The 20,923-nt window shown below is 40.9% G+C and carries 16 protein-coding genes, 1 tRNA gene and 2 pseudogenes; 10 read left to right on the top strand and 9 right to left on the bottom strand.

Annotation, left to right across the window (positions count from 1 at the left end):
- Positions 1–77: 77 nt before the first annotated feature.
- A complete protein-coding gene (locus RM347_RS19860) occupies positions 78–779 on the bottom strand; it encodes a hypothetical protein (RefSeq protein ID WP_322716904.1) in 702 nt (233 codons plus the stop codon).
- A gap of 295 nt (positions 780–1,074) precedes the next feature.
- Between RM347_RS19860 and RM347_RS19855 the strand changes: the two genes are divergently transcribed.
- Positions 1,075–1,147, top strand: a tRNA-Ile gene (locus RM347_RS19855).
- A 202-nt stretch (positions 1,148–1,349) separates the two neighbouring features.
- On the opposite strand, the gene RM347_RS19850 is transcribed toward RM347_RS19855, so the two are convergent.
- On the bottom strand, positions 1,350–1,784 hold the full coding sequence (locus RM347_RS19850) for a hypothetical protein (RefSeq protein WP_322716903.1): 435 nt from the start codon (positions 1,782–1,784) through the stop codon (positions 1,350–1,352).
- A gap of 100 nt (positions 1,785–1,884) precedes the next feature.
- Here RM347_RS19850 and pyrE point away from each other — a divergent pair, with 100 nt between their 5' ends.
- Both pyrE and RM347_RS19840 read left to right on the top strand, forming a co-directional pair.
- Entirely contained in the window at positions 1,885–2,508 is a 624-nt protein-coding gene (gene pyrE, locus RM347_RS19845; protein WP_322716902.1) for an orotate phosphoribosyltransferase, read from the top strand.
- 325 nt (positions 2,509–2,833) lie between these two features.
- Positions 2,834–3,010 (top strand): hypothetical protein, encoded by a 177-nt coding sequence (locus tag RM347_RS19840; RefSeq protein WP_322716901.1) that lies wholly within the window; start codon positions 2,834–2,836, stop codon positions 3,008–3,010.
- Positions 3,011–3,082: 72 nt separating this feature from the next.
- Here the strand turns inward: RM347_RS19840 and RM347_RS19835 are convergent, their stop codons facing one another.
- Positions 3,083–4,963, bottom strand: coding sequence for a caspase family protein (locus tag RM347_RS19835; RefSeq protein WP_322716900.1), 1,881 nt, complete (start codon positions 4,961–4,963; stop codon positions 3,083–3,085).
- A 166-nt stretch (positions 4,964–5,129) separates the two neighbouring features.
- Positions 5,130–6,500 (bottom strand): annotated as a pseudogene (locus RM347_RS19830) (TolC family protein); the annotation flags it as partial.
- 439 nt (positions 6,501–6,939) lie between these two features.
- Here RM347_RS19830 and RM347_RS19825 point away from each other — a divergent pair.
- Both RM347_RS19825 and rdgB read left to right on the top strand, forming a co-directional pair.
- Positions 6,940–8,376, top strand: coding sequence for a phosphoglucomutase/phosphomannomutase family protein (locus tag RM347_RS19825; protein WP_322716898.1), 1,437 nt, complete (start codon positions 6,940–6,942; stop codon positions 8,374–8,376).
- A 79-nt stretch (positions 8,377–8,455) separates the two neighbouring features.
- The gene (rdgB, locus tag RM347_RS19820; RefSeq protein ID WP_322716897.1) at positions 8,456–9,043 is read left to right on the top strand and encodes an RdgB/HAM1 family non-canonical purine NTP pyrophosphatase; all 588 of its coding nucleotides are present in this window, start codon (positions 8,456–8,458) and stop codon (positions 9,041–9,043) included.
- A gap of 174 nt (positions 9,044–9,217) precedes the next feature.
- Here rdgB and RM347_RS19815 read toward each other — a convergent pair whose 3' ends face one another.
- From RM347_RS19815 to thiD, 3 genes are all read right to left on the bottom strand, one after another.
- Positions 9,218–9,556: a P-II family nitrogen regulator gene (locus tag RM347_RS19815; protein WP_012410794.1), complete on the bottom strand. Its 339-nt coding sequence runs from the start codon at positions 9,554–9,556 to the stop codon at positions 9,218–9,220.
- A 357-nt stretch (positions 9,557–9,913) separates the two neighbouring features.
- On the bottom strand, positions 9,914–10,522 hold the full coding sequence (locus tag RM347_RS19810) for a hypothetical protein (protein ID WP_322716896.1): 609 nt from the start codon (positions 10,520–10,522) through the stop codon (positions 9,914–9,916).
- Between the two features lie 163 nt (positions 10,523–10,685).
- Complete coding sequence (gene thiD / locus RM347_RS19805) at positions 10,686–11,519, bottom strand: bifunctional hydroxymethylpyrimidine kinase/phosphomethylpyrimidine kinase (RefSeq protein ID WP_322716895.1); 834 nt, start codon at positions 11,517–11,519, stop codon at positions 10,686–10,688.
- A gap of 1,065 nt (positions 11,520–12,584) precedes the next feature.
- Here thiD and RM347_RS19800 point away from each other — a divergent pair.
- The 3 genes from RM347_RS19800 (at position 12,585) to RM347_RS19790 (ending at position 16,587) form a co-directional block, all read left to right on the top strand.
- The gene (locus tag RM347_RS19800; RefSeq protein WP_322716894.1) at positions 12,585–15,473 is read left to right on the top strand and encodes a choice-of-anchor D domain-containing protein; all 2,889 of its coding nucleotides are present in this window, start codon (positions 12,585–12,587) and stop codon (positions 15,471–15,473) included.
- Positions 15,474–15,818: 345 nt separating this feature from the next.
- Positions 15,819–16,370, top strand: a complete 552-nt coding sequence (locus RM347_RS19795; protein ID WP_322716893.1) for a 2'-5' RNA ligase family protein — start codon at positions 15,819–15,821, stop codon at positions 16,368–16,370.
- 70 nt (positions 16,371–16,440) lie between these two features.
- A complete protein-coding gene (locus RM347_RS19790; protein ID WP_322716892.1) occupies positions 16,441–16,587 on the top strand; it encodes a hypothetical protein in 147 nt (48 codons plus the stop codon).
- A gap of 323 nt (positions 16,588–16,910) precedes the next feature.
- On the opposite strand, the gene RM347_RS19785 is transcribed toward RM347_RS19790, so the two are convergent.
- Positions 16,911–17,951, bottom strand: coding sequence for an alpha/beta hydrolase (locus RM347_RS19785; RefSeq protein WP_322716891.1), 1,041 nt, complete (start codon positions 17,949–17,951; stop codon positions 16,911–16,913).
- A 312-nt stretch (positions 17,952–18,263) separates the two neighbouring features.
- Between RM347_RS19785 and RM347_RS19780 the strand changes: the two genes are divergently transcribed.
- Positions 18,264–18,407: a hypothetical protein gene (locus tag RM347_RS19780; protein ID WP_322716890.1), complete on the top strand. Its 144-nt coding sequence runs from the start codon at positions 18,264–18,266 to the stop codon at positions 18,405–18,407.
- Between the two features lie 33 nt (positions 18,408–18,440).
- On the opposite strand, the pseudogene RM347_RS19775 reads toward RM347_RS19780, so the two are convergent.
- Positions 18,441–18,838 (bottom strand): annotated as a pseudogene (locus RM347_RS19775) (sensor histidine kinase); the annotation flags it as partial.
- Positions 18,839–20,041: 1,203 nt separating this feature from the next.
- Here RM347_RS19775 and RM347_RS19770 point away from each other — a divergent pair.
- Positions 20,042–20,785, top strand: coding sequence for a peptidoglycan-binding domain-containing protein (locus RM347_RS19770; protein ID WP_322716889.1), 744 nt, complete (start codon positions 20,042–20,044; stop codon positions 20,783–20,785).
- Positions 20,786–20,923 lie beyond the last annotated feature (138 nt).

Here is a 20,923-nt window from a genome sequence, read left to right as displayed (position 1 = left end):
GGGGGAATGGGGAATAGGGAATAGTAAAAAATAACAGATAATCACCAATGCCCAATGCCCAATACCCAATGCCCAATCTACCTTTCTACAGGAATATCCGATGCCTCTAGCTTCAATTTTTGAGCGGGATAATCAGTTAGAGCGAGTGATATTTTCTTGACATCATCAAGTAAAGCTGTAGGAATGCTCACTGTACCTGAAAATGCTGGCCCATTTACAGGCAATTCTGTTGGTAAACCCTCTGTACTAGCACTCAAGGTTCGTCCTTTATCATCGGTAACATCTAAAAAACTATACAGGAAGCGCACAGAATCCTTACCTTTGTTCTGCATTTTCACTTTCAGTAGCAAATCACCACCAGAGTAGCGGGCAGATTGCACAGTCATGGTTACGCCCTCACTCTGGGCAGTAACTGGAAAACCTGGCAGGGGTTTTTCTTCAACCACTTCTGGAGGTTTCTCCTCTGGCTTCTGCTTGCTGCTATTGGTTTCTTCATCATCTTCCTCTGGCTTTTCCGATTTAGCAGCCTTGGTCTTACCCTCAATTCGCGCCTTGACAATTTTCAGAATCTCTTCTTCTTTTAATAGCACTAGCCCTCCCTGTTGGGAGTTATTTGCCTTATTGCTGGCAAATTTGGTTGTGGGACGCCCATCTGGTGTGGTAACGCCTTTAAGTGCTGAACTCCCCAGTTCAAACCCCAAAAACGCGCTCACAGAACCTGCTCCCAACATCAGAATTAACAAAATCAAAGTAAGAAGTACAGTAGAATTTATTTTCATCGCTGACAAGCTATCACAATAGAATGCTGGTCTATTTAAGAATAGTGAAGCTTTTGACCTCAATCCTTAAAGGAACTTAATCAATATTAGTTTGCACTATATTCATGATCAAATTATGTAGTATAAAAATCTGGTAAAGTATTGTCCAGTATTCACAGGTGGTAAATTTGTGCTATAATTACGGAATTGGCTAAACTCAGTACATGAGGTATTTTTCTTACTCTAAAGTTAACAAATAAGGTTAGCCTAAGAGTTGAGGTAATTAACTCATCGAACCCGAAACCCAAAAAAACAAGCGCCTTTGGCCGATTGGGGAGGCAGCGAACTCATAATTCGCCTTCAGGCTGGTTCGATTCCAGCAGGGCGCACTGAATCATTAAAAAAGCAGTAATGTGTTATTTTATCAGGCTCTCAATGATGATTGGGCTATGGATAATAGCACATTAGCTTGAGAATTGATATCCTTGTTAAACTCCTACACCCTAGATTAATCAGTCTTAACTACTCAGCACAAAGGGGCATAGGGGTAGGGGATAATTTTTATTACTCCCAACTCCCCACTCCCTAATCTTAACGAGATGGCAAAGTTTCAAACCTGAATTCAGTTCCCACTTTGAGTTTGTTGCTATTCAAACGAGGAGACATCATCAACGATGTGTCATAAGGATTTGGTAAATCAGGAGTACGAATATATGGATCGTTGCCAACTTGCTGAGTCAGGACATCATGATATAAAGTGTTAACCAACTCAGCATCGCGGGCAATTTCATTTTCCGGGAAGGAACCACCGAAACTGGAACCAGATCCGAGAAATGAGTCTAACTGACGCTTGAGGCTGCCATTTTCGTAGAAATTGCGATCGTGGCGAAAATAAGCTCGTTCAAATACATCATTTGTAGTTTCATAATTGGGTGTTTCCGTCTGGGCAGATGCAACAGAGGGAAAAGCAATACCAGCAGCAAGCAGCACTAATAAACCACCAAAGGTTTTGAATTTTATACCCACGTTTCTGACTCCTCAATTTTTGGGCAATCTTAATTTATGCTTAAGTTCAGAACTCTGATGAGTTCAACCTTTGGTGTAGCACAACATTTAATGTTTTGTAATGACGTATCCTACTGAAACTCTTACCCACTCAGATATTTGGGCAACCACTCCTGACTTGACCACCTTGCGCCACAAGCTACTAGATTTATTTTGCCAACTTGCTTATCAAGAGGGTGATTTTCTCCTCTCTTCTGGGCTACGTAGTTCTTATTACGTCAACAAAACACAGGTAACACTCCATCCTCAAGGTGCTTTGGCAGTTGGACGGCTATTGTTTCCTTTATTACCTGTAGATACTGGGGCTGTGGGTGGTTTAACATTGGGGGCTGACCCAATTGTGACAGCAGTGAGTATAGTTTCTGTTTATGAAAACCGACCGATACCAGCGCTGATTATTCGCAAGGAAGCCAAGGGTTATGGGACGAGAGCTTATATAGAAGGCCCCAGTTTACCAGAAGGTGCAAAAGTAGTAGTTTTGGAAGATGTGGTTACAACTGGGCAATCTGCTCTCAAAGCGGTTGAGCGTCTTAAAGAAGCAGGGTATACTGTAAATCAAGTAATTTCACTGGTAGACCGACAACAAGGGGGAGGTGAATTGTACCAGTCAGCTGGATTAAAGTTTGAAACTTTGTTTTCGATTCAAGAAATTCAGGAACGCTTTCGACAACTTGCGAAATCCTGAACAACAGGACTAATTCGTAATTATGAATTGGCAGAAATTCTGAAAATGAAGCAATAGAGTTCAGCAGCTATGCATCCAAATCTGGATAACACTGGAATACTTAGCAATTAAGTTTTGAGGTTATTCCCCAACCCCAAACAAATGCGGTTTCTTAGTTAGGAGAGCGCTAAACAAGCCTGCGTAGATACCAGTGGATTGTGCTTATGAGCCAAAAAGCGATGTCTAAGACAAGCCACTGCACGCGGCAGTCGCTACAACGGAAGGAACCTCCGTAACGCGCTGCCTTGTCTACGCATTCTATTGGAAGGGTTATTTTGGTGGTTCAGTGTCGGCAGAAGTCACAAAAGAGATAGAAGCGCAATTGTCGGTTGGAGTACCACTAGTAGCTACCCAAGGAAGCAAGAGAAATTCGATCCCTGACCCAGAAATATTGGGATTATTGAGATTTGCGTATATGGGGCGATCGCTCACTATTGTGAGTAATCAGGGCAATCCCAGTTGATCTGTTCTGGTCTTCTTGTTATTTGATGCCAAAGTCTAATTTACAAACAAATTTTGGCTAACTCTTGATTAGTTAATCACTTTTGACCCCCTGTTGTCTGATCTTGGGGCGGCGACCCTTTAGTAGAGCAATAGGAAAGTCTTCAGCCTCGACGCTGAAATAAGGGGTCTGTTCTTCTTGACACAGAGTGCGAGCGCTGACGGGTACTTGATGACTAAGATGTTTCATAAGATGAGAAATCTTGACAAAATTCTCATGAGCTTGATTTCCTTCTCCTTTCATAGCTTCAATGAGGTGGTAAGTGTAAATACTCATCTGTTTATCAGGTCTAATCCAGGAACTTTCCTCTCCTTGAGATGAAGTGAAAACTACCCGACCCTTACCTTGACTTAAATCATTAATGACACTCTCTGGAATAGGAATTTCCTTAAAGTCAGAGGGAGCTTTTTTAGCCGTCGCCATTCCTGCTGCATGACAACTATCAATGATAACCAAGAGACGTTGGGACTTAATGTGGCGCAAAGCATTAGTGAAATCTTCTGCACTCAAAGATGAGCTTTCAAGGTCGAAAGGGTTAATATCATGTGGCAACAGATAGTAGCTGTTTTGACTTTTACTAAACCAGCCATGCCCTGAATAATAAACAACCACCGTAGCTTCTGGATTAGCTTCCGCCTGTTGTTTGAGCCAGTTCAATTGTTCTAAAATTTTGCTGCGTGTGGCTTCTTGATCGTGTAACAGTCGAATATGCTGCCTGTTATTAGGATAAGCACAAAAATTTGGGTCAACTAAAACTTGATGAAGTGCTTGAATATCTTTGACAGTCACCGGCAGAGACAAAGGTTGATAGTCAGATTCCCCAACACCAATGAGTAAAGCATAACCATTAGCAAATATAGGAGTTTTTGGGTCAAGATTAGGCTTTATTTCTGATCGGAAATTTTGTCGTCTAACCCAATACATATAACCTACCCAACTTAAGCCAGAAAGTGTTGCTATTATCATCAATAAAATAAATATCAATTTTTTAGTAAATAGAGATGGTGGGGAGGGAGGAATAATGTATTGTTGAGTTAGTAGCTGTATATCGTATTTTTTGTTAATAAAAAAATCGTTGATTATTTGTACCCATTTACTATCATCACTTGGAAGTATTAATCCATAAGTTTCGTAGCTTATTACTAATTCTGAGTCAATATAAAATTCATTTGGCGTTTCTAAATCTAATTCTTTTAAAATTCTTCTCAAAATTATTTCATCGCTAGCCACTGCATCAACTCTTTTATCTACAAGAGCATCAATCAACTGTGACCTACCACCTTGAATATTGACTATCTCCATTTCTGAAAGAAGTGAATTGAAGAAGCTTTGAAGCCTATCTGGGGTTATACTAGTATTGATAACTCCAATTTTAGGTTTTGAATTACTGGAAAAATTAGGTAGTGAATTGGTTTTTAAAAATGAGAATTTTGCCTCTTCAGTTTTACGAATTAAAAGTAATGTTTTTGTGGCATAAAAAACATGAGAAAATGTAATTCCTGTTTCGTTTTTTCTAATTGAATCTGAACCACATTCACCAGCAAGATGAAGAGAATCCTGATAAGGATATCGAGTTTTTTTAAACCTGTCTTGAATACTGATAGGATATCTGACTATATTGATATCATTGTTAATAAATTGCTTTTCCCTTAAATATTTATCTAGTAAATCTGTTAAATTGGTACAAAAACCTTCCCAACCACCGATTGGATCTTTAAAGCTAATAGGAGGAGAGTCTTGCCTGAGTCCCCAATTTATTCTTTTAGTAGCTATAGCTTCTCTGATAATTCTAGAAGATGTTGAACTTGAGGCGGAGGATGTCTGTGCCACTGCGGAAGGAATTAATAGTAGAGTAACTCCAGTTAAAGTTGTAAAAAATAAGTGTTTGATATTCATTATTTTTGATAACGGCATTAATATCTTAAGTTTAGTAATTTAGTAACTTAAAAAAAATAGAATAATACTCTATTAAAATCCATATTCAGCTTTAATATTCTCTAATTTCTCTGATTTAAAATTACATATATTAATCTCAAATAAGCAAATAGTTAGCTACTTTTTATTTTTTCAATCAGTGAATTTAGCGTATTCCTCTAGAAGTAACAGATCGTTGTAATTGAGCTAAAGCACGGTTGTAATCTAAAATAGCTTGGACTTTATTACCTTCTGCCCTGGTCAAATCATTTTCTGCATTGATAACGTCAGTTTGAGTACCAACACCTGTTAGGAAACGCAAACGCCCTAAACGTAAAGCTTCCCTACCTTGCTCAAGAGCAGTATTGGTAGTTTGAACGTTCTCCAAGTTAGACTGCATTTGCGAATAAGCTTGTTCGACCTCGAACCGAATATTATTGCGTTGGTTGGCAAATTGCGTCTCAGCAATCCTAATTTCTATATTCCGTTGAGCCGCCTGAGCTTTTGCAGTTCCTCCATCGAACAATCTCAAGGTTGCTTGAACTCCTAAAGAATAACCATCGAGAACACTAGTGCCATCATCAAATACATCTTCCAGATCGTAGCTAGCAACGAAGCTTACTTGTGGTTTCAGTCGAGAAAGCGCTACTCTTTGCCGTAATTCAGCAATGCGCCGCTCTACCAACCGTTGTTTGAGTTCTGGTCGGTTTTGAAAAGCTAATATAACAGTTTCTTCTAGTGTTGGCTGCCAAAGACCAGCTAATTGTACAGCGTCAGCCGCACTGATATTAACCGACTGCGCCAAACTTAACCGAGTTGCTAACTGACGACGGGCAATTTGCTGCTGGGATCTAGCATTAGTCAGTTCTTGTTGGGCATTTGCTAAGTTTACCTGCGATCGCAGCACATCAAACCGCGTACCAACCCCAGATTTTTCTAAAGCTTCTGCATCCCGCAAGCTAGCTTCAGAGTTCTGCACAGCCGACTGATTAATTCGTACTTGTTCATCTGCTTGTTGCAAATTGTAGTAATCCAGGGTCACATTCAGGCGGATTTCCTCTGACAGACGCTCTATTTCCAATTCATCTAGGCGCACCTGCTCTTGGGCGGCTTCTCTACTGGAAGCACCCGGCCCAAAATTATAAAGACCATAACTTAATTGCACACTTCCACTAAAATTCGTAGTAGGTTCATCCTGCCTAAAGCTCTGAGTAGATGCAAATTGAGCTTGTTGACCTAGTTGTTCTGTAGAAAGCTGGCCAAAAGCAGACTGAGCGCGACTCAAATCAACGCTCAGACTAATAGTTGGATACATCCCAGCTTGTACCTCTCGTAAAGCAGCACGACTACGTTTTACCTGAAATAATACCCTTTGCAATTCAAGATTGTTACGTCGTGCTAATTCCAAAACTTGCTGTAGAGTAATCGGCTGATTTCCTTGAAGCTTGACTTCTTCTGGTCTAGAGGGAAACTGTAGGAGATTGGGACTAGGGTTGAGATTATCAGTTACTTGTGCGGCTCCAGATGCGATATTAGTCAAAGTCATTATAAAATTTATACACGCAAATATTACGTAGCGATGAGCCGACATAATTAATATTTGATACTATTTGCAATGGTTCAGATATTAATACACTGTGTATGACAAATCAAATACACTAAGTAGATCGAATTATTACAGTATTCGGTATGGTATTAGTCGCGAGTTTAAAGTAAGTAAGTGAATCTAAAAATAGTCTTGACAAAAACCTTAGTTAATGGTGAAGGTAAGAATCAGATTTATCGTTTGATTTATTTCTCAAGGATCAAACCGATGTCTACGATGGGCCTAGCTGAGGCATCTTCATTGCACAAATTTGCTAATTTTGGTGTTGAAACAGCCGAATATTATTAGTACATATTTTTACTAGATTCTTTTTTTACTTTATACACTGTACAAATGCTAGAATCCTTAAGTAGACAGTTAGGATACCTAGATGCCAGTTGTAGCTAACTCAATCAAGTTTGGTACAGACGGCTGGCGGGGTGTTATTGGTGACGAGTTCACCTTTGAACGCCTAGCCCTGGTCGCGCCAGTTGCCGCTAAAGTATTATATGATACATATTTTTCTACGGTGGGTAGCCGGACAATAGTTGTTGGTTACGATCGCCGATTCATGGCCGAAGACTTCGCTCGTGCTGTTGCTGATACTGTCACCGCTGTAGGATTTGATGTACTCCTGAGCGAAACATACGCCCCGACTCCAGCTTATAGTTGGGCAGCAAAACAACTCAATGCTTTAGGAGCGCTGGTAATTACAGCCAGTCATAATCCTGGTCCATATTTGGGATTAAAAGTCAAGGGTTGTTTTGGTGGATCGGTACCGCCAGAAGTGACAAAAGAGATAGAAGCGCAGTTGTCGGTTGGAGTACCACCAGCAGCTACCCCAGGCAAGCAAGAGAAATTCGATCCTTGGCCCAGTTATACCCAAGCGCTAGAAGGTAAAGTTGATATTGCCAAACTTCGAGAAGCGATCGCATCTGGCAAACTGACGTTATTTGCCGATGTCATGCATGGCGCTGCTGCTGGCGGATTGGCGAAACTACTAGGCAATCAGGTCAAAGAAATCAACAGCGAACGCGACCCCCTATTTGGTGGTGGTGCGCCGGAACCCTTGCCTAAATACCTTTCAAAACTATTTGAAGTTATCAAAACTCATCGAGAAACCGATAAATCAGGTTTAACGGTGGGGTTGGTATTTGATGGAGACTGCGATCGCATTGCAGCAGTAGATGGAGAAGCCAACTTCCTAAGTTCCCAAGTATTAATCCCAATATTAATCGACCACTTAACCCTGCGGCGCGGCTTTAAGGGTGAAATAGTCAAAACTGTTAGTGGTTCCGATTTGATGCCCCTTGTGGCAGCACTACATAACCTGTCAGTATTTGAAACAGCAGTTGGTTATAAATATATCGCTGACAGAATGTTAGCAGCAGAAGTGTTGCTAGGCGGCGAAGAGTCAGGCGGAATTGGCTATGGTAGCCATATTCCCGAACGCGATGCACTGCTGTCAGCATTGTACGTCTTAGAGGCGATTGTAGAATCTGGTTTGGATTTAGGTGAATATTATCGCTACTTGCAAAAACAAACAGGGTTTATCTCAGCTTACGATCGCATTGACTTACCCTTAGCAAGTATGGAAGTGCGATCGCGTCTTTTGCAACAACTGCAAACCCAGCCCTTAACGGAAATTGCAGGTAAAGCAGTAATTGATTGCCAGACAATTGACGGCTACAAGTATCGCCTAGCTGATAAAAGCTGGTTAATGATTCGGTTTAGCGGGACTGAGCCAGTTTTACGTCTGTACTGCGAAGCCCCGACAATTGAGCAAGTGCATCAAACTCTTGCTTGGGCGAAACAGTGGGCGGAGTAAAATTAATTATTAGTCATTAGTCCTTTGTCCTTGGTAAATGACCAATGACTAATTACCAATAACCAATGACTAATGACCAATGACCAAATTACTTGTCGTAGCCACAGGAAATCCAGGTAAGTTGCGGGAAATGCAAGCTTACCTGGAAAATTCTGGTTGGGAATTAACCCTCAAACCAGAAGAATTGGAAATTGAAGAGACAGGCCAAACTTTTGCCGCCAACGCTTGTCTAAAAGCCTCACAAATTGCTAAAGCCACAGGAAACTGGGCAATTGCTGATGATTCGGGCTTGCAAGTAGATGCCCTAAATGGCGCACCAGGAGTGTATTCTGCACGTTACGCCACAACCGACTCAGAACGCATTGCTAGGATATTGAGGGAATTAGGCAACGAGGTAAATCGGCAAGCCCAATTTGTTTGTGCAGTAGCGATCGCTCGTCCTGATGGTGCGATCGTATTAGAATCTGAAGGTATTTGTCGCGGTGAAATTCTCCACGCACCTCGTGGTGATAGGGGTTTCGGCTACGACCCAATTTTTTATGTGCAAGAATTGCAATTGACTTTTGCTGAGATGACGCCACAGATCAAGAAATCAATCAGCCATCGAGGCAAGGCTTTTACAGCTTTACTTCCACAACTAGACACAGCGCTTATTCCTGAGTCCTGAGTCAGGGAGAAGATAAGTCACCATTTGGCTTTACTTATTTCAAATTGACTTCAAAATAAGGCGTTGCTGATTTAAGAAATGAAAAACTATCTCAAAGTTAACATTTTCGATATATTTCATCCTACTATTCAGCAAGGCCCACCATACTGCCACTCAGTCCTCAGTATTTAATACTCAAACTGCTTCTGTGTTCTTTTCGCCGGTACGAATCCGAATCACTTGCTCAACAGGCGAGATGAAAATTTTCCCATCGCCGATTTCACCAGTGCGGGCAGCAGCAATAATTTTGTCTACCACCATATCAACCTGATTATCGTCAACGACGATTTCGACTTTGAGTTTTTGCAGAAACTCAACTGTGTACTCAGAACCGCGATATCGTTCAGTTTGACCTTTCTGGCGTCCGAACCCCCGAACTTCAGAAACAGTCATACCAACAATACCAGCATTAACTAAGGCAATTTTTACCTCGTCTAGCTTAAATGGGCGGATAATAGCTTCTACTTTTTTCATCTTCTTGACTCCTGACTTCTACTAGCTTCGTTTATATATCTAACCAGATCCGCTGTCTGAAGCTGTAACTAGTAGTGCTTTTCCTAAAACATATGTAATAATTACCACTTTTTTAAAGTGTAGATGCTTCGCTTGAGGCTTTGGGACATGAGAATCAGCAAGGATTTATTAATTGGATAATCTTTGAGGTTCCAGCATAAAGAAGTTGCTGTCAATTTAGCATTTTATGTAGCTTTTATAACCTAAAAATATATCAACTCCGTCATTTGGCAGATTTGTTTAGATATTTAGAGAGTTATTGCAGACAAATTGCACGATAGCTCGAAAGACTGCTGCTGCTGACTGTGGGAATTTCAACTAACGTTTCTGATGTTCAAACAAGGGACGCACAACGAAATATCCAGCACTAAAGGCAGTCAGCATGATTAACAAGATGGTAATAATTAACCACCAGCCATTCAGTCCCTTGGCATCTGGCTCAGTAGTGGAATAATAACTTACTTGTTGCTCTTCTATAAAAACTGGTTCTGGTATCGGGAAATTCATTTCCATTACAGGTGTAGAAAAGTCTTGGCGGCGGCTGTTTTCGGGTGGCGCTTTGGGCACAACGGCTGAACGCGAACGAGAAACCTGCTGACGTGGCCGCCCTTGTGTTACTGGCTGTTTGGCGGCACTTTTAACGTCGTCGGCAGCTTGGGCAGCTTGATGATAACTAGGTGTAGCATGGGAATCCACAAAATTTTGCAAGCGAGAAAAAGACTCAACTACTTTGGTAATTTCTTGACGTAATAGTTGATTTTCCTGTGCTAGTTGCTGATTTTGGGTAGTGAGTGCATTTAGCTTCGCCTGTGCTGCTTGCAACTCTGTTGACAATTCCCTGTATACAGATAGTGGTACAGAGGGAGGGTAGGCTTGAGTAATCGGTGTTGGCGAATTCCTGTGAACAGAACCTATGGTTGTTCGCATCGGGGCTTGGTATTAAAAATTAAAGTAATTAGATCGTACAGAGATGCTAACAGAGATAGTCTCCCCTGAAACTATGCCCAAGAATAATAGAAAAATGTCGAAAGGGCAAAGATTTTTTATGAGGGATTGAGGATTGGGTATTGAGTATTAAGAAAACTTTTCTCTAGTCCTTAGTGCCTAGACTCCACAATGGGAAGAAGTGTCCTACAGGACCTTGCCCTTCGCCAATATCTAGGGCATAAGTCAGTGCAGTAGTCACATACTCTTTTGCCTCTTGTACCGCCTGCCACAAGTCTTTTCCCTTAGCCAGATTAGCAGCGATCGCAGCCGATAGTGTACAACCAGTACCGTGGGTATTTTTTGTCTCCACTTGCTGGCAAGTCAAAACTTCCAACTTGTTCCCATCAAACCAGATATCAACGCCACGCAAATCTCCCTGCATACCTCCGCCCTTGACTAAAACAGCCTTTGTTCTTAAAGTCTTGTGAATAATTTCAGCAGCAGCTTGCATATCCTCCAAGGAATTAATTTGTAACCCGCTCAAAATTTGGGCTTCATAGCGATTGGGCGTGATCGCAACTGCCTTGGGAATCAGAGCATGGCACAGAGTCTTCACAGCATCATCATCAATCAATTGTGCCCCCGTACGTGACACCATTACTGGATCAACGACTAGATTATTGATTTGTAAAGCTTCCACCTGCTGGGCAACAGCAAAGATAATTTCCTGATTGAGTAACATTCCCGTTTTAGCAGCTTGTACGCCAATATCTTCAACTACTGCCTGAATTTGCGCCACAACAGCCTCTGTTGGCATGGCATCAACCCTCCTCACTCCTAGAGTGTTTTGTGCCGTGACGCAGGTTATAGCGCTAGTACCGTGGACACAGTGAAAAGCAAAGGTGCGTAAATCAGCTTGAATTCCTGCACCGCCACCGCTATCTGAACCAGCAATGGTTAAAGCAACGGGTATTCTGGAGTTTATTTCAGTGTTCATATTATGAAGATTAGAGTTTTTGGCGCAATCAAACCAAACTATTTCAAAGATTGATGAACTAGGCTAAGATCCTCTTCCCTCATCCCTTCTCGCAACAACAAAGATTTACAGCAACCTACTTACTGGCGAGATGGTCGCTGCTTGGCGTAGGCGTAGCCCGGCCGTACCCCTACGGAGAAGCAAGCTACGCATAGCGGACACACCAGAAGACATCGCTTCCAAAAAATCTTTAGATCAACTTCATCAAATCCTCGCACAAAGCGCTTTCCATTCCCATATCACTCTGGAAATTAACAGGACTCTACCACAACACTCCATAATTTTTTCCGTTTTGTTGTAAAAAAACGAACTACATTCTGGGTATTTACTGATAACAATTGCTCTTTGTAAAGGTTACTTTTAACTAAGTTCACAAAGCTCAGTTACACCGATTACAACAGGTTCGACTAAGTTGTTACATTAGTTCCCTTAAGTTAAGGGGTCAACCTACTAAAGTTTCAACCAATTTAACTTTGACTACTGCAACTTTAAGTCCCCAGTTATTAGCCAGGGGTGCATTTTACCTTGCCGATTTGGCAATCTCCTGACCTAAGACAACGGACAAAGCTCAGAGGAATTACTATGCCAATTTATGATCATCGTATCGAAATATAGCAGATAGTAAAGCTGGTTTGCAAAGAGCAGCGATGTCTACGACGGGCTACGCCTACGCGGCTGCTAGAAGATACGATTCAATTCGATTCTAATCCTGGCAATCACAGGATGAACAACAAGCCCAGAAAAGAGAGGAAACGTCTCTAGCTTTGCGCTGCCTTGTCTACGCGCTAATCGTCCGATCAACCCTCAATAAAATACTGACGATTGACAGTATTGACATCCCTGATTTAGCCATCAACGGTTGACAGGAGAAAATTTTTCATTTTTACACAGCGTTTCTACAACCGACGCGATTTCGAGTCGCGATCAGACAACTGTGACTGTCCTATTCAAATAACTACTTAGTAACTGAGAAAAGTTGCTGAGAGCGTACTACCAATTCCCCTTACACACATTCGGAGTAAATCTATGGCTGGCAAAACATACTACGTTTCTGGAACAGGCAATGATAAAAGTAATGGTTTAAAGGAAGAAACTGCATTTCGCAGCTTGGGCAGAGCTGTATATGAGATGAAAACAGGCGACACGCTCTACGTCATGAATGGAAATTATGACAAAGGGTTTACGCTTTTTAACAAAAATGGCTCACCAGACAACTGGACAACAATTAAAGCTTATCCAGGACATACGCCTAAGATAAAAACAACCATAGGTGCCATTAATGTATTTAGTTCATCCTACGTGCGGATTGAAGGACTTGATATAGAGGGCAATCGGGAAAACATTACTCTAGAATATGCTTTAAAAGAAAAGGATAACCTTAATAACCCTTTGACCTATGCCAATGGGATTGCTATACAAGCATGGAAAAATAGCCAAGGAGTGGGCGGCAGTAATCCTCATCACATTGTGATCACTGGCAATACAGTTCGTAACTTTCCAGGCGGAGGCATTGGATTCAATGATTCAGACTACATCACAGTTGAGAAAAATGTTGTGTCTGGAAATGCTTGGTATTCGCCTTGGGGTAATCAGGGTATCACCGCACTTCGCGGTTTTAATTTTGATAACAATACTACTGATTACAGAATAATTTTTCGAGATAACATTGTCTACGATAATCAAAGTCTGGTTCCATGGAAACCCGTAGGCAAAATTACTGAAGGGCATGGTATCATGCTTGATACCACTAAGGAAACTAAAAGCGGTGTCCCCTATACCGGGAAATCATTAATTGCAAATAACATAACTTACAACAATGGAGGCTCAGGCATCAATGTTTTTGAAGCTAAGAATGTCGATGTTATTAACAACACTGCTTACCAAAATGCTGGCTTTTTAGAAAAACACGCAGAGATTGCGGTAACATATTCCGAGGATGTGCGAGTTAATAACAACATCTTGTATGCAAGGGACAATCGGAAAGCTAACCTTGTTGGTAACGCCAAAAATGTAACCTTTGATCACAACCTTGTTTATAACTCGAATCTATTCCAAGCTTCAGATAATCTAAAAGCTACAGGGTTGCAGAATATTTTGGGTAAAGATCCCCAATTTGTTGATGCAGCCAAAAAGAATTTTGCACTCAAACCTGGAAGTCCTGCGATCGATGCTGGCTCTAATGCCTCCAATGGGAGCACTGGGAATATTCCTCAGGATGGTGATGGCAATGGTAGTGCATTGATTGATATTGGCGCATACGAAGCTCCGCGTCTGATCATTACCGCCCCGGAAATTCAAGTTCTCAATGGCACAGTTAACATTGCAGATGGCACGACTACCGCCATTAACTTTGGTGACACCATTGTTGGTAACACCCTGACCAAAACCTTTACCATCAAGAATACTGGTACAGCTGCACTCAACCTGAGTAATCTTAAACTTCCTGACGGATTTAGTTTGGTCGGTACTCTTCCGACAAGTGTGGCTGCCAATGCTTCCACCACCATATCGGTGGTACTCAACACCACTACACCCGGCATCTATAGTGGTAGCCTCAGTTTAAACAACAACGATAGTAATGAAAGCCCCTTTGACTTTGTTATTAGTGGCACAGTTAAACCCGCTCCTGCTCCGGAAATTCAAGTTCTCAATGACACGGTTGACATTGCAGATGGCACGACTACCGCCATTAACTTTGGCGATACCATTGTCGGTAACACTCTGATTAAAACCTTTACCATCAAGAACATCGGTACAGATGCACTCAACCTAAGTAATCTTAAACTTCCTGACGGATTTAGTTTGGTCGGTACTCTTCCAACGAGTGTGGCTGCTAATGCTTCCACCACCATATCTGTGGCACTCGACACCACTACACCTGGCACCTATAGTGGCACCCTCAGTTTAAACAACAGCGATAGTAATGAAAGCCCCTTTGACTTTGCGATTAGTGGCACAGTTAAACCCGTTCCTGCTCCGGAAATTCAAGTTCTCAATGGCACTGACCACAATGACACCTTTATTATCCGACAAGGCGATGGCAATTACAGCATCACGGGCTTTGGCGGTGTAGGTACTAGCTCAAACCCTTCAGATGCGGTGATTGCCAAAGTAGACACCTTGCAATTTATTGGAACTGGCTTGACTGCGAGAAATCTGCAATTAACTCAAAATGACAATAATTTAGAAATCACCTTTGAAGATGTGGCTAATACCAAAGTCACTCTACAAAACTTGAAGTTAGAAAACCTGGAGAACTTGGCTGCGTCAACAACAAGGCCCGCCATTGGTAATATCCTATTTGACGGACAAGCCAGCCTTACCGACAGCTTTGATGTAGTTAATGCTAACTCCACTCAAAGTAGCATTTTCAACAGAAATAGCGTCACCTTCTTGAATGACTTGAACAATAACATCACCGGTTTTGACAATTCCAACGATGTGATTAATGGACAAGGCGGTAATGACACCATCAACGGCAACAGTGGTGACGACCTGCTGCGGGGTGGTAGTGGCAATGATCTTCTGATTGGTGGAAAAGGTAATGATACTCTTGTGGGTGGTATAGGTGCTGACTCTTTCGTCTACAACACCAATGCTGCCTTTACTAGCGCTGCTGTGGGGATTGATACCATCACCGATTTCAATCACTCTGATGGTGACAAGATTGTTCTGGATAAGACCACCTTTAGTGCCATAACTTCTGTTGTGGGAACGGGTTTTAGTAACGCCAGTGATTTTCAAATCTCCAGTTTAGGAGCGGTTAGTAATGCTGTGATTGTATACGACCCTCTAAATGGGCATTTACTATACAATCAAAATGGTAGCGCTGCTGGTTTCGGCAGTGGTGGTCAATTTGCACAACTTACTGGTGCGCCTACTCTTACTGCTTCCGACTTCATCATTCAAGCATAGTTGGGTCGGGTTAACTGATTCCAAGTGCAATCCAAACATGAATTGACTTTCAAGGCGGTTTTCAATTCAATAGACCACATCCATAGGGGCACAATAAACATATTGCGCCCCTACAATTTTGCAATTTAATGGCAAAGTTTTTACTTCTTATACAGACTACGATATTCTCAAGGACTAACAAATTTAACATTGCTCCAAATGCCAAGCTATTGTTCCTTCGCCTCAGCTAGCGACACCACCATAGATGGCAATCGGGTGAGAGCCATTCCAAAAAACACCTTTCCAATAAAAACGTTGCCCATGAATAATATCGCAATGATCTTATAATCCAAAATCTAAAATTGAATGAGCCGTTTTTTCATCGCCCTTTTACCACCGCAAGATATTCAAGATTACGCCAACCAGATTAAGCAGTACTTTGCTGATCACTATGCTAGTAGCGGGGCGCTAAAGTCTCCGCCTCATATTACCCTGCAACCGCCCTTTGAATGGGCAGATGCTAACTTGCCACTGCTAGAAGCATCCTTGAAGGAGTTTGCTAATGGACAACGGCCACTAGCAATTACATTCAGGGGGTTTGATACCTTTGCACCCCGTGTCATATTCATTAATGTAGTCAGAAGTCAAGAACTTTTGACTTTGCAAGCTAATTTAATGGCTTATACAGAAAGCAACTTGGGAATTGTTGACAAGGTTTCTAAAACCCGCCCTTTTGCGCCCCATATGACGGTTGCGTTTCGGGATTTAAAAAAGCAAAACTTTAAAGCTGCTTGGCCAGAATTTGAAAAGCGTCAGTTACATTTTGAGTTTACTGCCGACAAAATAACGCTACTGCTTCACGATGGGAAGCGTTGGAATATTAAATCGGAGTTTGGTTTTTTGGCTACTGAGCAATGAGTAACGTCTAAGGTTTATGGTGAGGATGGGATAGTCAAATAAGAAGTAATAATAACTAGCGATACCTACGGTGAGCTACGCTAACGCAGTTCCCTTTTGCAAAGGTGACAAGATAGCTAAAGGCTGGAGTTCCCTTAACAACTCCTCACATGAAGCAGGTTCTGGTTCAGTAATTGGTAAAACTTTCACTCTTGATAACCCAATACGCTTGGGTTAAGAGTTATTGGTGTAGATAATTGGTCTTTAAAGACGCGATAAATCGCGTCTCTACATCAGGGTTTTGTTGCTCATTCTGAACTGTATTGCTTGATAACCAAGACACTGCATTTAACACCGAGTCAGACTGCACTCGTTATTGATTTTTGCTCTCGCTACAAATCACCAATTCTTATTTAACCTAATTTGGTTGTTGGGTTTAATACATATAGCAGTTCTCGCTTGAGTGAGATACAAGAACCCCACCCCCCTCCCCGCAAGCGATGAGGGGAATATGATATACCTTGTATGATTAGGAAACGCTATATCTAGGTTAGTTTTCGCTTATTTCACAAAGTGATCGCTCCATTGAGCAGCAACTTCATACCACTGTGATGCATTAGAATGCAGATTGACAGAGTGTCCTGCATCTGGCTGAACATAGACCTGCAATTGTGCTTTAGATGAGAAAAATTCTGCTTCAGAGGCTGTTACATTTTTACTACTACAAACGTTATCAGAGCAGAAAAAATTATCTCTTTGTCCAATTACTAGCAAAACTGGAACGCGAATTTTTGTTGAAGTATTGGAGGTAACAGCCGGAAAAAATGTTTCTCCTTCGCCAGTTGTTAATGTCTGTTTAATTTTTTCGTCTTTATTGATGACTTTTACATCAGCATAAAACTGATTGTAAAGCAACTGCCCTCGTGTTCCTGGTAAAGTCGTCAAATAACCATTTGGCAGGTTCTGTCCGCTAAAGCGTGAGTCAGATTGTGCTGGATATAGAAATTGCACCAGATTTTGTAGTTTCGGAGTCAGCTTGTGCAAGAATCCAGAAATGATTACCCCGTCTGCACCACTATACTGGCTTGCTTCTTCAATCACAACAATAGATCCAAAGGAATGTCCGACATTAATAATGTGCTTGAATTTCAGATTATTGATCTTGCCATCCCGCAATGCCTGATCCACTTGATTCAATATGAAAGCATTAGATTGCACAGTCACTTTGTCAGCGGGAGGACGAGAACTATTGCCAATTCCGATTCTGTCAATGTTAAATGTGGCATGACCAGCTTTTGTCAAAGCCTTGACATAAGAATAATGCTTTTCTTGGTATGGAAAATCCCAGTAGTTATGATCGTATGTAATGCCTGATACTAATACATGAACAGTTGTTTTACTGAGATTTTTCTGCCCACAAAGTTCACCGTAAATTCGATATTGTTTTGTTTCTCCAGGTGCAAGTGCTACAGGTAAGTAAGTTTTATAACAACTGATATAATCAAGAGCTTCTGATTTTGCAGTTCTAGTTGAAAACGGTTGTAAAAGTAGTACAGACGCTCCAATCAAAAACGATAGACTTTTACTAAAAAATGGTTTCATAATACACCTTGGTAGTGAATTCAACTTTCTTTGAAAATCTAGTTAAAACCTTGTTGAAAGATAGAAATATTAATAACTATTAAAATTAAATTTGTAATATTAACAATTAATTTCATATAGCATTAAATTTCATGCTTAGTATATTTGTGACAAGTGCACAAAAGGAATGAAAAGTGGTAACTAGTATTTATTAGATTGCAGATGTATAAACAATTAACAGCTTTTATATAGTTTGTCTAGTTTTTTATAAAATATCCTACTATTCCTACTTAACCCACTTTATAAAACTTCAAGAAGGTTAAACAAAAGAGCATGGCCAGCTTAAAAACCGAACAGAAATTCCACCTGATTAACTTAGAATCTGTTGTAATAGATGCGATCGCTATTTGGAAGGAACGCGAAGCCATCGCTTACCTTTTTTTCCTCGTTCCCATGCGGAGTCTGGGAGCAACATAAATTTGACACTGATTATAATTTAGGTTTTAACTCTCAGTGAGTTTTAACCGCAACAGGAAGCATTATTGTAAACTCTGTACCTTGTCCTAGAACAGAATCCACCTTGAGTGTTCCCCCATGTCGTTCAACCACAATTTGTTGAGCGATCGCTAATCCTAACCCTGTAACCCTGTTCCTTTACCCACGGACTTGGTGGTGAACAGGTAATCAAATACCCGTTGCTTCACTTCTTCAGTCATGCCGATACCATTGTCGGCAATCCGAATCAAAACTTGCTGTCCATCTTCAGCAAGACGAGTTCGAATTTTAATCTTATGGGGGGTTGCTTGAATATTTGCTAAATGGCGCTGCCGATGAGACTCTTCTAATGCATCGATCGCATTTGCTAGCAGATTCATAAATACCTGGTTTAGCTGACCTGCAAAGCATTGGTAAGTCAAGATTTTTGGTGATTGTGTACTGATTGCGAAACTGCAACAGTTCGCGAAAGGATGGGTAATCACGTTTCAGGTATTTGATGATCACAGGTCGCAGGTCTATATCTCGAATACCCCGATAGACAATAGTTCTAGAACTGAAGTAAAGTTGCTCAACAACTTGATATCCTTCGATTACAACTGTCCAATCTAGTTCTATTGTCATATACGCTGACCTCATCCCAAGAATTTCTTCTCAATGGCTATACTAATTAAGTATTCCCAATAAATATATTTTTGTAACATCAAAATTTAATTTGTATCGTCAAAAAATATTGATGTATTTTTTATGAATATAAGTTGTTTTTTATATTTTTCTAGTAACAGAACTATCAATATAAATAAGTAGAATTTACTAGGTAGAGAAATTATGGGCAATTCATCAGCTTCTTATTAAATAAACGCAAATAACCCCACTTCCATTCTTCTCTCCATTGGCGTCAGCTTGCCTAACGGCAGGCTGAAAGAGGCTTTAAGTCTTGCTCCCCTTCCCTTATAGGGAAAGGGTTGGGGGTTAGGTTTGAGAAAAAGCTGCACACCGCGTTAACTAATTATCCGAACTTGATATTAGATGGTAGAGCAGTCAAAGTTTGATTTATTTGCGATCGCAGTTCTGAAAATAAAGCTGACTGATAATTACTTGCTAACCACTCAATAATGATATTTTATGTATTATTTTTTAGTTAAAGGTACTACTAAAAAGATAATAGTTTATTTCCAATATATTTACACTTTGCTTCCTCTTCAATTGCAGCCACCAGCGAGGGAAAATCACTCGTTTTTTACCTAAGAGTAAAAATGAGTTATTATCTGTTGTCAACGCTAGACAGTTACATGGCTAGTAGTCCACTACATTGATAAGTTCGTAGTGAGTAGAGCACTAGGGTAGCATAGCTAGCTGTGCTACCCTACTACGTAGTATCATCAATAGTTGAGAATAAGCGATCGCTCACCAAGACTTAAAACCACCTTTCTTTTTATCGGTGTGTAGTCGCCTACGCCGAACGTCTTCTAGAGAAGCAACTTAACGTTAGACATCGCTTAACTTTTGAAACGCCTTGCAAACAATACATGTTAGATTTATTTATTTCCACTTACATAATTTTTGTAAAACAAGATACATTAAATGGAAGTTTAGTCGCAAAGGAACCAAAAAGTATGGCCGTTAGTAGCCCTGAAGTCATCCGTCATATATTGATTGGGCTGGGATATTTAGCTCCTGAGATTGATCCGAAGCCGGATCTCACTATATTTGCTCCCTGGAAACGGAATAACAACTCCTTGACAGATGATCCTACTGAAGAAGCGATTAAAAAGTTTCAGAAACAGTACTCACAAAAACTTGTGGTTAATGGTAATGCTGATTCTGAGACTCGAAGTGTAATGGAAGATACAGTCACAGGACTTCAGAATAGATTGAAGTTTCACGGTTTTGCAACCAATGCTGAAATTCCTCCAGGCAAGCCTTTTTATGGGCCAGCTACTTACACAGCAGTTAAGAAATTTCAGAAATCTCAGGGTTTAACTGAAAATGGCATTGCCACTATTGAACAGCGTCAAATTCTACAGCAACCTACTTTAACAAATAAGCCCCAACCACAGCCACAGACACAACTCAGGCTGATAGATTTGTGCTTACAATTCAAAAAGAATCCTCAAAATCCTTCTTACATCGCAGCCTTAAATAACTTACAACAAAATCTACCCAAGGACGTTTTACATAAAGTTACTAACAAATGGAGGGGAACAAATGATCAAAATCCTGAGATTGTCAAGCTGACAAATGTGTTTACTTATTATGATGACAATAATCAAAACCATCGTGATGCACTAAATCACTTACAAAGTCAGATTACCCCAGCCATCTCTCAAGCATTTTTAAGTCTCTGGAATAAGAAGTAAACAAATAGGAAGTACATAACAATCCTATCTATAGGACTCATATTTGATTTTTGAAATATACGTAGGGTGCGTTAGCCAGAGGCATAACGCACCGTCCGAAGGCTTTGGTGCCGTACTCTCGCCGATAACACACCCTAC

It is taken from the genome of Nostoc sp. ChiQUE02, from assembly GCF_034531305.2.
In the GTDB taxonomy this organism is placed as follows: domain Bacteria; phylum Cyanobacteriota; class Cyanobacteriia; order Cyanobacteriales; family Nostocaceae; genus Nostoc.
The sequence above is the reverse complement of the archived record's forward strand: the minus strand, read 5'-3'. Positions and strand labels throughout refer to the sequence as shown.

What these genes read in the sequence shown, in the direction of transcription:
- RM347_RS19860 (WP_322716904.1), bottom strand. Translation starts at nt 779, where the DNA reads ATGAAAATAAATTCTACTGTACTTCTTACTTTGATTTTGTTAATTCTG.
- pyrE (WP_322716902.1), top strand. Translation starts at nt 1,885, where the DNA reads ATGACGTATCCTACTGAAACTCTTACCCACTCAGATATTTGGGCAACC.
- RM347_RS19835 (WP_322716900.1), bottom strand. Translation starts at nt 4,963, where the DNA reads ATGCCGTTATCAAAAATAATGAATATCAAACACTTATTTTTTACAACT.
- RM347_RS19825 (WP_322716898.1), top strand. Translation starts at nt 6,940, where the DNA reads ATGCCAGTTGTAGCTAACTCAATCAAGTTTGGTACAGACGGCTGGCGG.
- rdgB (WP_322716897.1), top strand. Translation starts at nt 8,456, where the DNA reads ATGACCAAATTACTTGTCGTAGCCACAGGAAATCCAGGTAAGTTGCGG.
- RM347_RS19815 (WP_012410794.1), bottom strand. Translation starts at nt 9,556, where the DNA reads ATGAAAAAAGTAGAAGCTATTATCCGCCCATTTAAGCTAGACGAGGTA.
- RM347_RS19810 (WP_322716896.1), bottom strand. Translation starts at nt 10,522, where the DNA reads ATGCGAACAACCATAGGTTCTGTTCACAGGAATTCGCCAACACCGATT.
- thiD (WP_322716895.1), bottom strand. Translation starts at nt 11,519, where the DNA reads ATGAACACTGAAATAAACTCCAGAATACCCGTTGCTTTAACCATTGCT.
- RM347_RS19800 (WP_322716894.1), top strand. Translation starts at nt 12,585, where the DNA reads ATGGCTGGCAAAACATACTACGTTTCTGGAACAGGCAATGATAAAAGT.
- RM347_RS19795 (WP_322716893.1), top strand. Translation starts at nt 15,819, where the DNA reads ATGAGCCGTTTTTTCATCGCCCTTTTACCACCGCAAGATATTCAAGAT.
- RM347_RS19785 (WP_322716891.1), bottom strand. Translation starts at nt 17,951, where the DNA reads ATGAAACCATTTTTTAGTAAAAGTCTATCGTTTTTGATTGGAGCGTCT.
- RM347_RS19780 (WP_322716890.1), top strand. Translation starts at nt 18,264, where the DNA reads ATGGCCAGCTTAAAAACCGAACAGAAATTCCACCTGATTAACTTAGAA.
- RM347_RS19770 (WP_322716889.1), top strand. Translation starts at nt 20,042, where the DNA reads ATGGCCGTTAGTAGCCCTGAAGTCATCCGTCATATATTGATTGGGCTG.